The sequence below is a fragment of the Solirubrobacter deserti genome (assembly GCF_027587175.1).
GTDB classification, from domain to species: domain Bacteria; phylum Actinomycetota; class Thermoleophilia; order Solirubrobacterales; family Solirubrobacteraceae; genus Solirubrobacter; species Solirubrobacter deserti.
The window spans coordinates 1-14,507 of the sequence record NZ_JAPCID010000077.1; the positions used below are offsets into that span (position 1 = coordinate 1).

A 14,507-nucleotide genomic window follows, 5' to 3' on the forward strand; every position below is an offset into this window, starting at 1 on the left:
GGGGCGACGGCGCAGGGGCGGCGAGCGCGGCCGGGCGCAGCGACGGGGATACGGCCGAGTACGCCGCGGCAGGGCCGGGTGGCGGCGACCGGCGCGGGGCGGCGCCGGCCGGCGGCGGACATGACGGTCCAGGCCCGCTCACGGCCGGCTCGGCCGGCGACCCCGAGCGGCGCCGCTCCGGTGCGACCGCCCTGATCGTCGGACTCGTGGCGCTGGTCCTGCTCGCCGGCGCGGGCGTGTACGCGCTCGCCAACCGCAGCGACGACCCCGAGCCGAGCCAGCAGGCGCGCGAGGAGCCGACCGCCGAGCCCACGCGTGAGTCGACCCCCGAGCCGACGCCTGAAGAGACCCAGACGCCGACCCCGGAGCCGACCGAGACGGCCACGCCCGAGCCGACCGAGACCGCGACCTCCGAGCCCACGCCTGAGGACACGCCCACACCGGAGGCGCAGGGCGAGCCCGACCTCGACGCAGCCACCGCGGCGCAGGTCGAGGGCTTCAACGCGCGCCGCAACGGTGACTTCGAGACCGCGCTGGCCAAGGCCCGCGAAGCGCAGCAGCTGTGCGCCGGCTCGAAGGAGCTCAGCCCGTGCGGGTACGCGCTGTTCGAGGAGGGTGCCGCGCTGGTCGGCCTCGGCCAGCCTGCGGCGGCCATCCCGATCCTGCAGCGCCGTCTCGACGAGTTCGGCGACAACGACGCCGGCGAGGTCCGGGACATGCTCCGCCAGGCGCGCCGCGACGCCGGGCAGGATTGAAGAGATCGGGGCCCGCGCGGTGAGCGCGGCCGCGGGCGCGGGCCACGTGGCTAGCGCAGCAGGCTGATGATGTTCGAGTAGTCGTCGGTCCACGTGTGCGAGTCCGGGCCGGTCTCGCAGCGCTGCCAGCGGCCGTCGCCGGCGATGTCCCCGAGGTCCTCGGGGCGGCGCGCCAGGGCAACCCAGGCGGAGGCGTTCGCCTCCTCGATCCCCTCGCCCAGCGGCGCGTCGAGGTCGCCGGCGTAGCACGCCAGCCGCGCTTCACGGGCGAGGTTCCCGAGCACGCTCTCGAGGTCGATGTAGCGGTTGGAGATGTGGAACGCGAGCACGCCGTCGTCCACGAGCTTGCGGAAGTAGAGGTCGATCGCCTCCCGCGTGATCAGGTGGGTCGGGATCGCGTCGGAGCTGAAGGCGTCGGCGACGATCAGCGAGAACGTGCGGTCACGCGCCTCCTCCAGCGACAGCCGCGCGTCGCCGATCACGACCTCGGTGGCGCCGGGCGCGTCCCGCAGGTAGGTGAAATAGCGCGGGTTGCGCGCCACGCGGACGATCTCCGGGTCGATCTCGTAGAACGTCCACTCGTCCCCGGGCTGGCTGTAGGCCGCCATCGTGCCCGTCCCGAGGCCGACGACCGCCGTACGCCGCGTGATCCCGCGCGGCCCACCGGTCACGAGCTGGCCGATCGGGCTCGCCGGGTGGTAGTAGGTCGTCGGCTGCGGCAGGCCGGTGCGCAGCAGCTGGTTGCCGTGCAGCGTCGTGCCGTGCACCAGCGAGCGCACGCCGCTGCCCTGCTCGACGGTCCGCACGCCGAAGAAGTTGCGCTCGCGCTCGATCACGGGCGTGCCCGCCGCCGCGACGCCCCACGTGCCCGCCAGGAACAGCGCCGCGAGCCCCGCGGCCAGCCGCGCCGGGCGCCGCAGGGCGAACAGCACGCACACCGCCGCGCCCGCGATCAGCACCGCGTTCTCGTACGACAGCTCCGTCAAGGCCACGTACACCGCGACACCGAGCCCGACCGGCCACGCGAGATCCCAGACCCGGCGCGGCTTCACGCCGCGCACGCCCGGCCACAGCAGCGCCGCGCCGACCAGGAACAGCGGGTACTCCCACAGCGCGTTGAACACGAGCGGCGCGAGCAGCGCCGCGAACGCCCCGCCGAGCACGCCGCCCGCCGACTCCACCAGGTAGAAGGTCGTCAGCTTCTGCGGCGCCGGCCGGTCCTGCGCCAGCCGGCCGTGGCAGACCATCGCCACCAGGAACACCGCCACGAGGTGGACCGTGAGGATCAGCCACAGCGGGCTGCGGATCTCGGCCACGGTCACGACCGCCACCGCCAGGATCGCGAGTGGCATCAGCCACACCGACGCCCGGAACACCCAGCGCGAGCGCCCGCCGCTGGAGAAGGCGATCATGAACGTGATCAGGTAGAGCCCGAGCGGGAGCACCCACAGCAGCGGGATCGGCGCCACGTCGGTCGTCAGCACGGTCGTCGCCGCGACGACGAGCCCCGAGGGCACCGCGGCCAGCACGAGCCACGTGAGCCGCCGCCGGACCGTGAGCTGCTCGTCGGCGCCACGCTCGACCGGTCGCGCCGCTCCTGCGTTGCGCCACACGAACGCCGCACACGCGAACAGCAGCACCGCCAGCAGCACGTAGCCCCACGTCCACCAGCGGCCCTGGTCGTCCAGCGCCAGCCGCGGCTCGAACAGCAGCGGGTAGGACACCAGCCCGAGCACGGACCCGAAGTTGCTCGCCCGGTACAGGAAGTACGGGTCCCGGCCCGCGGGATGGTCCGTGTTCACGAGCCAGCGCTGCAGCAGCGGCGCGGTGGTGGAGACGACGAAGAACGGCAGCCCGACCGACACCGTGAGCAGCCCGAGCAGCGCCCACGCCGGGTTGCCCGCCGACGTGCCGGCGTCCGTCGCGGGCACGCCGAGCGGCAGCACGAGCACGGGCAGGACCAGCAGCACGCCGTGCAGCGTGAGCGCCCGCCGTACCCCCAGCCGGCTCGAGGAGACGTGCGCGTACAGGTACCCGAGCAGCAGCACGGCCTGGAAGAACACGAGCGCCACCGCCCACACCTGCGGCGCGCTGCCGAACGTCGGCAGGACGAAGCGCGCGACCATCGGCTGGACCGCGAACAGCAGGATCGCGCTCGTGAGCATCGTGGCCGAGAACAGGGCCACGACACGGCGGTCACCCGTCACGCCCCGCTCCGCCGGGCGCGCGAGGGCGAGCCCTCTGGGCAAGCCCTCGCAGCAACGCGAGCCGTCAGGCGAGCGTTGCCCCTCACGTGGCGATGAAGGGTCGGACGCGGTCGAGCAGGACGGGCCGGCTCATCACCTCTTCGAACGCGAGCGGTGCCGCCGGCTCGCCCGCCAGCGCTCGCAGCGTGGACGCCTGCTGGGCTTCGACGTGCACGATGCTCGCCAGCAGCGCCCGCACCTCAGGCGTCTCGGCCGCCGGGATCGCGCCGACGTACGCGCCCACCACGGTGTCCTCGACGGTCGGCGCGAGCCGCAGGAACTCCTCGCGGGTCTCGAGCTCGTAGCTGAAGCGCAGGGTCGCCGGTACGCCGCCGAGGGCCGTCAGCCGCTCGACGTGCGCCTCCTCATGATCCGCGAACGTGCGCAGCAGCCCGCCGAGGTCGAAGCCGATGCTCAGCTTCAGCGCCTCCTCGTAGAGCGTCGTCTGCAGCTTCTCGAGCAGCAGCGCGTAGTTGAGCACGCTCCGGTCGCGCTCGACCGCGCTCGCCCCCGCCGGCAGCGCCAGGGGCGACGCCAGCGCGAGCAGGAACGCGCCGCGGGTCATGCGAGCCACGTCCGCACCTCCTCGAGCGCGCCCCGCGCCGGCGCGCCGAATGCCTCCGTGGGCGCGAGCGCCACGCCGGCCAGCTCCCGCAGCGCGATCACGTGGCGGGCCTCGACCGCGTGCAGCGCCAGCCCGGCCGCGAGCAACCCCGGGTTCCCGAGCCGCGACACGAGGTCCAGCGAGGCCGCCGCCCGCCGTTCCTCGATGCGCAGCGCGAGCGCGGGCACGGCGTCCCGCGCCGGCAGCCGCAGCGCGACGTCCGCACCGCCCACGGGCCGTCCGCCGGCGTCGCGCACCGCGCGCGTGAGCGCCGCCACGTGCTCGGCCTCCTGCGCCGCCAGCTCCGCGAACCGCTCGTCCCGGGCCGCGGCCGCCGCGTAGAACGCGGCCTCGACGTGCTCGAAGGCGAGCGCCTCGTTGAGCAGCTCGACGTCCGCCCGCGAGACGCCGGGCCGGTTCGGTCCGGCCGCGGGATCCTGTCCGCACGCGGTCAACACGGCGCTCGCTCCGGCGGCGAGCAGGAGCGAACGTCGCTGCATCGCCTCCGAGCCTACGAGGCGAACCGGCTACAACGACGTCTTCAGCCGCGCCAGCGTGATGACCGCCTCGGCCGCGTGCGCGCCCTGGTCGCGCTTGCCGCCGCCGGTGCGGGCCAGTGCCTGGTCCATGTTCTCGACCGTGAGCACGCCGAACGCGCACGGGACGCCGGTCTTGAGCGACACCTTCATGATCCCGCGGGCGGTCTCGGCGCACACGTAGTCGTAGTGGTCGGTCTCGCCGCGGATGACCGCGCCGAGGCAGGCCACGCCGTCGTAGCGCCCGGTCTCGGCCAGGTACTGCGCCGCCAGCGGCAGCTCGAACGCGCCCGGGACGTCGAACACGTCGGCCTCGCCGCCGAAGACGCCCTGCGCGCCGGCGACGAGCCGCTCCGCCAGGTCCTCGTAGAAGCGACCGACGACGATGGCGAACTTCACGAACGACCCTCCCGGTCATGGACGGCTTCTTCGTGCACCATCTGCTCGTCCAGCGCGAGACCCTGGTGGTGCAACGTGTGGCCCATGCGGTCGCGCTTGGCGCGCAGGTAGGCCTCGTTGTGCGGGTTCGGGGCGTGCTCGATCGGCACCTGCGCGGTGACGCTGAGCCCGTAGCCCTCCAGCCCGCGGATCTTCTTCGGGTTGTTGGTGAGGATCCGGATCGACGACAACCCGAGGTCGACGAGGATCTGCGCGCCGATGCCGTAGTCGCGCAGGTCGGCGGGCAGGCCGAGCTCCAGGTTCGCGTCCACGGTGTCCAGCCCGCGGTCCTGCAGGTTGTAGGCCTTGAGCTTGTTCAGCAGGCCGATCCCGCGGCCCTCCTGCGCGAGATAGAGCAGGACGCCGCGACCTTCGCGCTCGATCATCGAGAGCGCGCTCTCCAGCTGCTCGCCGCAGTCGCAGCGCAGCGAGTGGAACACGTCGCCGGTGAGGCACTCGGAGTGCACGCGCACGAGCACGTCCTCCTCCCCCGCGACTTCCCCCTTGACCAGCGCCACGTGGTGCTTGCCGTCCAGCAGCGCGCGGTAGCCGACCGCCGTGAAGTCGCCGAAGCCGGTGGGCAGGCGCGTCTCCACGACGCGCTCGACCAGCCGGTCGTGCTTGCGCCGGTAGGCGATCAGGTCGGCGACCGTGATCATCTTCAGCCCGTGCTTGGCGCAGTAGCGCTCGAGGTCGTCGACGCGGGCCATCGTGCCGTCGTCGTTCATGACCTCGCAGATCACCCCGGACGGGTTGAGCCCGGCCAGGCGCGCGAGATCGACGGCCGCCTCGGTCTGCCCCGTGCGCTCGAGCACGCCGCCCGGCTTGGCCTTGAGCGGGAAGACGTGGCCGGGCTGGACGAGGTCGCGCGGCGCCGCGCCCGGGTCGATCGCGACCTGGATCGTGCGCGCGCGGTCGGCGGCGCTGATGCCGGTCGTGATCCCGTCGCGGGCCTCGACCGAGACCGTGAACGCCGTCTCGAACGGGGACTCGTTCTTGGCCGCCATCAGGTCCAGGCCGAGCTCGTCGCAGCGCTCCGGGGTGAGCGCCAGGCAGATCAGCCCGCGCCCCTCCTTGGCCATGAAGTTGATCGCCTCGGGCGTGGCGAACTGCGCCGCCATCGTGAGGTCGCCCTCGTTCTCGCGGTCCTCGTCGTCGCAGACGACGACCATCTTCCCGGCGCGGATCTCCTCGAGCGCCTCCTCGACCGTCGCAAAGCTCATCGGGCGAGCTTCTCCACGTACTTGGCGAGCACGTCCACCTCCAGATTGACGGGCCGGCCGGGTTCGGCCGTGCCCAGCGTCGTCCGCTCCAGCGTCTCCGGGATCAGCGACACCGCGAACGAGTCCTCATCCACCGCGGAGACGGTCAGCGACACCCCGTCCACCGCGATCGAGCCCTTCTCGACGATGTAGCGCAACAGCTCGGGCGCGGCGTCGAACGTGACCACGCGCGCGAAGCCGTCCTCGCGCACGTCGCGCACGGTCGCGACGCCGTCCACGTGGCCCTGCACGAAGTGCCCGCCGAGCCGGTCGTGCGCGCGCAGCGGCAGCTCGAGGTTGACGCTGCGGCCCGCGGCCACCTCGCTGAGCGACGTGCGCCGCAGCGACTCGTTCATGACGTCGGCGGAGAACGCGCCGTCGGCGATGTTCGTCGCCGTCAGGCAGACGCCGTTGACGGCGACGCTGTCGCCCTCGGCGATCTCCGGCGCGAGTGAGGTGCGCACGGTCAGCCGCACGCCCTCGTCGCCCGCGTCGACACCCACGACCTCGCCCAGGTCCGCGACCAGCCCGGTGAACATGGCTACCACTCCCGCATGCGTGCGGTGATCAGGACATCGTCGGCCACCCGCGCGCAGTCCAGCGACAGCGCGCGCAGCGCCTCCGAGATGCGCTCGGCGCCCTCGCCCTCGAGCGGGTCGCGCGCGGACGAGCCACCCAGCACCACGGGCGCGACGAACAGGCGGATCTCATCCACCTCGCCCGCGTCCAGGAACGCGCCCGCCAGGTGCGGCCCGCCTTCCAGCAGGATCGACGTGATGCCGGACGCGCCGAGCTGCGCCAGCGCGTTGCGCACGCGGTCGGGCTCGTTCGCGCCGGTCGCCGTGATGATGTCCGCGCCGGCCACCTCGAGCGCGTCCACGGCGGTGCGGTGCGCGGCGCGGGTCACGACGACGGTCAGCGGGACCTCGGCGGCGCCGCGCAGCAACTGGGAGTCGAGCGGGAGACGGGCCTCGGAGTCGAAGACGATCCGGCGCGGCTGGCGGCGCACGCCCTCGATCCGGGCGGTGAGCTGCGGATCGTCGGCCAGCGCGGTGCCGATGCCGACGACCACCGCGTCGACCTCCGCGCGCCAGTGGTGCGAGAGCCGCCGCGAGTCCTCGCCGGAGATCCACTTCGAGTCGCCGGTGCGGGTCGCGACCTTGCCGTCGAGCGTCATCGCCGACTTGAAGAGAATCCACGGCCGCCCGGTGCGCGCGTGCTTGCGGAACGGCTGGTTCAGGCGCCGTGCCCGCGAAGCCAGCTCGCCGTCGGCGAACACGACCTCCACGCCCTCGTCGCGCAGGATGCCGGGGCCGCGCCCGGCGGCCTTCTCGGTCGGATCGTCGGATGCGATGACCACGCGGGCGATCCCCGCCTCGAGGATCGCTTCCGTGCACGGCGGCGTGCGGCCGGTGTGCGCGCACGGCTCCAGCGACACGTACATCGTCGCGCCGCGCGCGTCCTCGCACGCGGCGAGCGCGGCGCGCTCCGCGTGCGGCCCGCCGAGCTCGGCGTGGAAGCCCTCCGCCAGCACCTCGCCGTCGCGCACGATCACCGCGCCGACGAGCGGATTGGGGCTCGTCGCGCCACGTCCACCCTCGGCGAGCTCGACGGCGCGGGCGAGGTGGAGATGGTCGGTGGCTTCTAGGGTGCTCACGGGACGCTCCACACGATATTGACTCGGCAATCAACCCCACGAGGTGCGGCCATCCCCCGTGATGGGGATGACCGGGCCGAGGAAGTGGGGGTCGGCGCCCGTGACGGTGTCGCCGATGGCTTTCACGCGGGCCGCGGCCTCGCGGACCTGCAGGCGCGGCATCACGCGGCCGTAGTCGCGCTTGTCGGCCGCGTAGCCCGTGACCCTCAGGCCGGCGCGGCGCGCGTCCCACAGCGCGCGGGCCATGTGGAAGCGCTGGGTGACGACCACCGCGGACTCGACGTCGAACACGCGCCGCGCGCGCTGCGCGGAGTCCCACGTGTCGAAGCCGGCGTGGTCGGTGAAGATGTCCTCGGCCGGGATGCCACGCGCGAGCAGGATGCGCTTCATGGTGCCGACCTCGTCGTAGGTCCGGCGGCCGTGGTCACCGGACAGCAACAGCTTGTCGACGCGGCCGGCCTCGTAGAGCTCCGCGGCGGCGGTGATCCGGTCCGACAGCATCGAGGACGGCGCGCCGTTGGGCATCACCTGCGCGCCGAGCACGAGCGCCGCCTGCGCCCGCGGGACGTCCCGCGTGTCGTGCGTGACGCCGCGGCCGCCCAGCCACACCACCAGGTTGGAGCCGCCGAGGACGACGACCAACAGTCCGGCGGCGATCACGAGCACGCGCCTCATGCGTCAGCACACCCTATAGATGGTGATCTCCGGCCCGGGACGCTCGTAGTCGAGCGGGTAGTAGTTGAACGAGTAGTCGAACGAGAACGGCACGCGGCCGCGCTCGCCGTACGGGCTGATGTGGAAGACCTCTTCTCCGCGCTCGCGCAACGCCCGGTAGTAGTCGAGCGCCTGCGGCACCTCTTCAGGGTCCGCGGCCGCCCGGCCGGCCTGCGTCGACCCGCTGACGACCCAGCAGAAGTCGCCGTTGACGTAGGAGTCGATCAGCGCGGGCCGCAGCGTGCGCTCGTAGTCCTCGAGCTTGACCACGGGGCACGGGCGCTCGTCCACCAGGCGCCCGTTGAGCCAGCAGGAACGGGACGTCGGGTACTTGTTCCAGCGCGCGCCCGACCCCGTGCCGACCGGCGGGTCGCCGAACAGCGGCCGACCCGCATCGGTGGCCCACTGGTCCGGGGCGATCGGCTCCATCACGATCTTGGTCCCCACGGGGAGGTTGCGCGCCATCCAGTCGCGCGCCACCTGGCGCGTGTCGTCGCGCGCGAGCACCACGTCGTTGTGGACGCTGAACACGAGCGGCTGCAGCAGCGCCAGCACGGCCAGCGCCGGGATCAGGACGCGGGGCTTGAAGCGGCTCGCCACCGCCACGATCGCCCACGCCGCCAGCATGGCCAGGATCGGGTACATCGGCAGCATCCAGCGCGCGAAGAAGCGCGTGTTGTTGCCGAAGTAGGCCAGCAGCAGGATCGGAGCCGGGACCAGCACCGCCGCGAACCGGCGGTGGCGCGCGATCAGCCCGCCGATCCCGCCCAGCGCGAGCAGCGAAGGCAGCCACCCGAAGCCCCACGTGAACGTGCCCAGGTAGTACGTCCAGCCGCTCGTGTTCGCCAGCCCGAGCTTGCCGCCGCCCTCGCTGCCCGCGGCGGTGCTCGTCTGCTTCTGCAGGTCGTCGATGAACTGCGTGCGGTCCAGCAGCGCGTACGGGTTCGCGATCAGGAACGCGAGCAGCATCGGCGCGAAGGCGAACGCCAGACCCTTGACGCGGCTGTGCACCACCGGGGTCGCGAACGCCGCGGCGACGATCGTCACGACCACGATCCCCGCCTGGTACTTGGTCGCGATCGCCAGGCCGAGCCCCGCACCCGCGAGCACGTACTCGCGCATCCGTCCCGTGCGGTAGATGCCCGCGACACCGACCAGCGCCAACGCGAGCGGCGCCATCGTCGGCGCGTCGTTGAGGGCGAAGTGGCTGTAGTGGACGGGCAGGAACGCGGCCGCCAGCAGCGCGCCCGCGATCAAGCCGACGCGCCTGTCCTCGAACAGCCGCGCGCCGGCGATCGCGGTCAGCGGGACCGCGAGCGCGCCCAGGAACGCCGACGTGGCACGGGCGATCGCGAACGCGTCGGTGGGGCTGGCCGCGAACGCGCCGCCGATCGACGCCGGGTCGGTCCCCCAACGAATCGCGAACAGGACGTGCAGCACGTACGTGTAGGCGGGCGGGTTGATGAAGTAGCCCGGGTTCCAGCCGTGCCCGAACATGCCGATCGCCCGCGGCACGAAGTGCGCGTTCTCGTCGGCGTTGTAGACGTACGGCAGCCCGGTCTTGAAGCCGACGATCCGCAGCACGAACGCCCCCGCGAACAGGGCGACGAGCGCAGCCGGCCACGCCGCGCGCGACCCCGGTCGCGCGGAACCGGGCTTTGCCCGAGGAGGGGGATGTTCCGCGCGGACGGGGGTCGCGCGCGGCGCGGATGAGCCGCTGCTAGCAGCGGACATACGCCGCGTAGAACCGGGTCGTCTTCACGCGCTGGAAGCCCGCGGGCGGCACCTGGATGAGCGGGTCGTCGGCGCGGTCGCTCCAGGCGTGTTTGAAGATCGCGAAGCGGCTCGTGACGACGATCGCCACGCCGCGCTCGTGTGTCGAGCGGGCGCGCGCGAGGTCCTCGGCGTCGGGTCGCTCGATCGGCTCGCCGTTCTTGGTCTTGCCCGCGAGCGCGTCGCGCTCCTGGCGCTCGATCCGGTCCACCCACTCGCGCGCGAGCACGGTGCCCTCGGCCGTGCCGGCGATCCAGCGCGCGTCCGGGACGATCTTGTGGTTCGGACCGGTCAGGGGCCCGCAGCGCAGCCCCGCTTTCACGCGCGGGTCGCTCAGCACCTCGGTGAGGTCCGCGTGCGCCTGCCCGCGGAAGCGCAGCTCGTTGTCGAAGCGCGCGAGGTTCAGGCGGGTGGCGGTGAACACGACGCCGAAGATCACGATCGCGATCGCGCCCACCATCCACGTCGTGCGAACCCAGCCCGGGAGCAGCATCGTCCAGCCGCCGATGGCGACCGCGGCCAACACCATGAGCGCCAGCGCGGGCACGGCCAGGTAGCGCTCGATCACGGACGCGCCGGCGACGCCGATGGCGATGAACGTGACCAGCCCGGAGGCCAGCACGACGATCGGCATGGTCATCCGCCGCGGCGAGATCACAACTCCTAACACCAGGCCGACGCCGGCGGCCGCGAACACGGGCAGCTTGACGAGGTTCTCGAAGAACGTCGGGATCGCCGCCGGCAGCTCGCTCAAGGGGCGCTGGCGGCCCAGGTCCTCCGCGCTCGCCGACGTGTAGTTGAGCGAGAACATCGGGTCGCCCGTGACCACGTAGTCGACGGCGCACCAGATCAGCGGCCCGCTCGCCGCCAGCGCGGCGTACAGCACACGGTTCCGCCAGCTCGCCTTCCACGCGACCCAGCACCAGTACATGGCCGCCAGGAACCACGCCTCGGGGCGCAGCAGGCCCGCGAGCGAGAGCATGATCAGCACCGAGACGCCGCGTCGCGGGCGCTGCCACTCGAAGATCGCGGCCCACACCACGAGCGCCATGTACGGGATGTCGAGGTAGCCGCGGGCGGCCAGGAAGGGGTAGTCGAAGCGGGTCAGCAGCAGCGCCGCCGCGATCGCGCCCACCAGGGGCGTGGCGGCGATCTTCCCGAGCCGGTACAGGCCCGCGACGAGCACCAGGAACGAGGCCAGGATCGCCAGCACCCACAGGCGATCCGCGTACTCGCCGAAGAACTGCAACAAGAAGCCGGCGGCGATCGTGAGCGGGTGCTGCGTCGGGTAGCGGAACCCGTCGAACACGAGCCCGTCGCCGTGCCACAGGTCGCGCCCCCACAGCAGCGAGTAGTAGGAGTCGTAGACCGGGTAGGTCGGGAACACAAAGAAGCCGACGAGCGTCGCCACGCACAGCAGCGCGAACGCGACCTTGGCGAGGCCGTCGCCTCGCTCCCAGACGCTGGTCCGAGGCCGTGCGGAAGTGGTGCCCGACTCCGGCCGGGTGAGCGTGGAACCCTCCATGCGAGCCGATAAGTCTGACGCGCGCGGTACCGTCTTCGTCCGAAGCGATGAAGCTGATCATCCAGATCCCCTGCCTCAACGAAGAGGAGACGCTCCCCGGAACCCTCGCCGATCTGCCGCGCGAGGTGGACGGGTTCGAGAGCGTCGAATGGCTCGTCATCGACGACGGGTCGACCGACCGCACGGTGGAGGTCGCGCGGGCCAACGGCGTCGACCACATCGTCAAGCTGACGAACAACAAGGGTCTGGCCAACGGCTTCCAGGCCGGCCTGGACGCGGCGCTCAAGCTGGGCGCGGACGTGATCGTCAACACGGACGCCGACAACCAGTACGACGCGTCGTTCATCCCCGACCTGGTGGCGCCGATCCTGGCCGGCAACGCCGACATGGTCGTCGGCGACCGCCAGGTGATGGAGATCGCGCACTTCTCGCCGCTGAAGAAGTCGCTGCAGCGGCTCGGCTCGTGGGTCGTGCGCCAGGCGTCGGAGACCGACGTGCCGGACACGACCTCGGGCTTCCGTGCCTACAACCGCGAGGCCGCGCTCCAGCTGCAGGTCGTGTCCAAGTACACGTACACGCTGGAGACGATCATCCAGGCGGGCAAGATGACCGTCGCCGTCGACCACGTGAAGATCCGGACGAACGAGAAGACGCGCGAGTCGCGGCTGTTCAAGTCCATGTGGCAGTACGTGCGCCGCAACATGGTGTCGATCTTCCGCATCTACTCGATGTACGAGCCGCTGAAGGTCTTCATGACGCTCGCGACGCTGCTCGGTGTCGCCTCGGTCGGCGTGTGGACGCGCTTTTTGATCTTCTGGTTCCAGGGTGAGGGCGCCGGCCACGTGCAGTCGCTGATCCTCGGCGCGGTGCTGTTCAACGCCGCCGTGGTCCTGTTCGCGATCGGCATCCTCGGCGACCTGCTGAGCGGCCACCGCACGATGCTGCAGCGGATCTTCGAGCGCGTCCGGCGCCTGGAGCTGCAGGCCAAGGTGCCGCCGTCGCACTACGAGCCCGGCGCGGCGCCGACGGGCCAGCCGCCCACCACGGGCGCGAACGCGGGCAAGACCGAAGAGCGAGAGGCCATCAAGCTGTGAGCAGCACCGTCACCCGTGATGCCGAGGGCACCGTCACCGGCAACACCTACGACAAGTACGGCTCCACCAACCCGGTCGTGAAGAAGCTCATGGCGGGCTTCGAGCGGACGCTGGACGAGCTGTGGGCGAAGGCGTCGCCGCGCTCGGTGCTCGACGTCGGCTGTGGCGAGGGCGTGCTCACGCACAAGTGGGCGCAGCGCCTGCGCGACGGGCGCATCGTCGGCATCGACCTCGAAGACCCGACCATCCAGGCCGAGTGGGCCAAGCGCCAGGCGCCGAACCTCGAGTACAAGATCATGAAGGCGGAGACGTTCCCGTTCGGCGACGGCGAATTCGAGCTCGCGTCCGCGATCGAGGTGCTCGAGCACGTGCCCGACCCGGCGCACACGGTGTCCGAGATGGCGCGCGTCGCCCGCGGCGGGCACCTGCTCGTCAGCGTCCCCCGCGAGCCGCTGTGGCGCGGGCTCAACATGGCCCGCGGCGCGTACATCAAGGACCTCGGGAACACGCCCGGGCACCTGAACCACTGGTCGCGCAAGTCGTTCGTGGAGCTGCTCTCGCGCTACGGGACGGTCGAGGAGACTCGCTCGCCCTTCCCGTGGACCATGCTCCTAGTCCGGGTGTGAGCAAGGCCAAAGGCTCCGGCTACGGCGCCGGAGCCAAGCTGCTCGGCCTCGGGATCGCGTCCACCGGTCTCGTCACCTTTGCGTACTTCAGCGTCGCCTCCTACGCGCTGGACGACGTCGACTACAAGGCGATCTCGCTGCTGTGGTCGATCCTGTTCGTGACGGTGTCGGTGCTGTACCGGCCGATCGAGCAGCTGCTCTCGCGCACGATCGCCGACCGCCGCGCCCGCGGCTACGAGTCCGGCCATCCGCTGCGCACGCCGATGACCATCCAGGCCGCCTTCGCGCTCACGTTCCTGGTGGTGGCGCTGATCTTCAAGGACCCGATCGAGAACGACCTGTTCGACGGGTCCAGCGCCCTGTACTGGGTGCTGGTGATCGCCGTGCTGGCCTACGCGGCGAGCTACTTCGCCCGCGGTTGGCTCGCCGGGCACCAGTGGTTCGGGCTCTACGGCGGGCTAGTGTTCATCGAGGCCAACGCGCGGCTGCTGTTCGCGGTCGCGGTGGTGATCGGGATCGCTGAGGGGCAATCCGTGGTGGCGATGGGCATGGCGGCGGCGCCGTTCGTGTCCCTGGTGGTCGTCCCGCTCGCGTTCAGCCGCCGGCCGAGGGAGAGCGCGCCCAAGCGCGACGACGAGCTCAGCATGGCCCGCGGCGGGCGCTTCGCGATCGCCGTGCTGGCGATCATGCTGGCCGAGCAGACGCTGCTCAACGCGGGCGTGATCACCGCGGACCTGACGGCCACGGACGCGGCCGTTGCCGGCTACGTGTTCAACGCGCTGATGATCACGCGCGCGCCGCTGCAGCTCTTCCAGGCGATCCAGGGCTCGCTCCTCCCCCACCTCGCCGGCCTGGAGGCCCAGCAGGGCAAGGCCGAGTTCGAGAAGGCGATCCGGGTCACGATCCTCGCCATCGCTGGCTTCGCGCTCGCGGTCGCGCTCGGGCTGCTGATCCTCGGCCCGTTCGCGATGGACCTGCTGTTCGAGGACGACAAGACGTTCGGGCGCCTCGGCCTGGTCGCCGTCGCGCTCGGCATGGGCTTCCACCTCGCCGCGGGCACGCTCAACCAGGCCGCGCTCGCGCGCGACCACGCGCCGACCGCCGCGGCCGCCTGGCTGTTCAGTGCCGCCATCTTCGTCGCCTGGATGCTCGTCGGCGTGATCGACGACGAGCTCCTCCGCGCCGAGGTCGGGTACCTCGGCGCGGCGAGCCTTCTGTGTGCGCTGCTCGCCGTCGTGTACCGACGCCCGAGCAACGCGCCACCCCCGGCGGCCTGA

At 72.0% G+C, this 14,507-nt stretch carries 13 protein-coding genes and 1 pseudogene; 4 read left to right on the plus strand and 10 right to left on the minus strand.

The window, feature by feature from the left end; all coding sequences use genetic code 11:
* Positions 1-755, plus strand: a pseudogene (locus OJ962_RS31980) (hypothetical protein); the annotation flags it as partial.
* Between the two features lie 50 nt (positions 756-805).
* On the opposite strand, the gene OJ962_RS31985 reads toward OJ962_RS31980, so the two are convergent.
* The 10 genes from OJ962_RS31985 to OJ962_RS32030 form a co-directional block, all read right to left on the minus strand.
* Positions 806-2,962 (minus strand): spermidine synthase, encoded by a 2,157-nt coding sequence (locus tag OJ962_RS31985; RefSeq protein ID WP_270006869.1) that lies wholly within the window; start codon positions 2,960-2,962, stop codon positions 806-808.
* An 82-nt stretch (positions 2,963-3,044) separates the two neighbouring features.
* Positions 3,045-3,566: a ferritin-like domain-containing protein gene (locus tag OJ962_RS31990; protein ID WP_238931097.1), complete on the minus strand. Its 522-nt coding sequence runs from the start codon at positions 3,564-3,566 to the stop codon at positions 3,045-3,047.
* Complete coding sequence (locus OJ962_RS31995; RefSeq protein ID WP_202952384.1) at positions 3,563-4,105, minus strand: ferritin-like domain-containing protein; 543 nt, start codon at positions 4,103-4,105, stop codon at positions 3,563-3,565. Before OJ962_RS31995 ends, OJ962_RS31990 begins: the two co-directional genes overlap by 4 nt.
* 27 nt (positions 4,106-4,132) lie before the next feature.
* Positions 4,133-4,540, minus strand: coding sequence for a 6,7-dimethyl-8-ribityllumazine synthase (gene ribH / locus OJ962_RS32000; RefSeq protein ID WP_202952383.1), 408 nt, complete (start codon positions 4,538-4,540; stop codon positions 4,133-4,135).
* Complete coding sequence (locus tag OJ962_RS32005; protein WP_202952382.1) at positions 4,537-5,802, minus strand: bifunctional 3,4-dihydroxy-2-butanone-4-phosphate synthase/GTP cyclohydrolase II; 1,266 nt, start codon at positions 5,800-5,802, stop codon at positions 4,537-4,539. Before OJ962_RS32005 ends, ribH begins: the two co-directional genes overlap by 4 nt.
* Complete coding sequence (locus OJ962_RS32010; RefSeq protein WP_202952381.1) at positions 5,799-6,380, minus strand: riboflavin synthase; 582 nt, start codon at positions 6,378-6,380, stop codon at positions 5,799-5,801. Before OJ962_RS32010 ends, OJ962_RS32005 begins: the two co-directional genes overlap by 4 nt.
* 2 nt (positions 6,381-6,382) lie before the next feature.
* On the minus strand, positions 6,383-7,498 hold the full coding sequence (gene ribD, locus OJ962_RS32015) for a bifunctional diaminohydroxyphosphoribosylaminopyrimidine deaminase/5-amino-6-(5-phosphoribosylamino)uracil reductase RibD (protein WP_202952380.1): 1,116 nt from the start codon (positions 7,496-7,498) through the stop codon (positions 6,383-6,385).
* A gap of 30 nt (positions 7,499-7,528) precedes the next feature.
* A complete protein-coding gene (locus OJ962_RS32020; protein WP_202952379.1) occupies positions 7,529-8,173 on the minus strand; it encodes a SanA/YdcF family protein in 645 nt (214 codons plus the stop codon).
* 3 nt (positions 8,174-8,176) lie between these two features.
* Positions 8,177-9,796 carry an ArnT family glycosyltransferase gene (locus OJ962_RS32025; protein WP_270006870.1) on the minus strand — a complete coding sequence of 540 codons (1,620 nt, stop codon included), beginning with the start codon at positions 9,794-9,796 and terminating at the stop codon, positions 8,177-8,179.
* Between the two features lie 136 nt (positions 9,797-9,932).
* Positions 9,933-11,510: a hypothetical protein gene (locus OJ962_RS32030; protein WP_202952377.1), complete on the minus strand. Its 1,578-nt coding sequence runs from the start codon at positions 11,508-11,510 to the stop codon at positions 9,933-9,935.
* A gap of 47 nt (positions 11,511-11,557) precedes the next feature.
* Between OJ962_RS32030 and OJ962_RS32035 the strand changes: the two genes are divergently transcribed.
* From OJ962_RS32035 to OJ962_RS32045, 3 genes are read left to right on the plus strand one after another with little or no spacing between them, the layout of a single operon-like run.
* Entirely contained in the window at positions 11,558-12,604 is a 1,047-nt protein-coding gene (locus OJ962_RS32035) for a glycosyltransferase family 2 protein (protein WP_202952376.1), read from the plus strand.
* Positions 12,601-13,230, plus strand: coding sequence for a class I SAM-dependent methyltransferase (locus OJ962_RS32040; RefSeq protein ID WP_270006871.1), 630 nt, complete (start codon positions 12,601-12,603; stop codon positions 13,228-13,230). Before OJ962_RS32035 ends, OJ962_RS32040 begins: the two co-directional genes overlap by 4 nt.
* Positions 13,227-14,507 carry a lipopolysaccharide biosynthesis protein gene (locus tag OJ962_RS32045; protein ID WP_202952375.1) on the plus strand — a complete coding sequence of 427 codons (1,281 nt, stop codon included), beginning with the start codon at positions 13,227-13,229 and terminating at the stop codon, positions 14,505-14,507. Before OJ962_RS32040 ends, OJ962_RS32045 begins: the two co-directional genes overlap by 4 nt.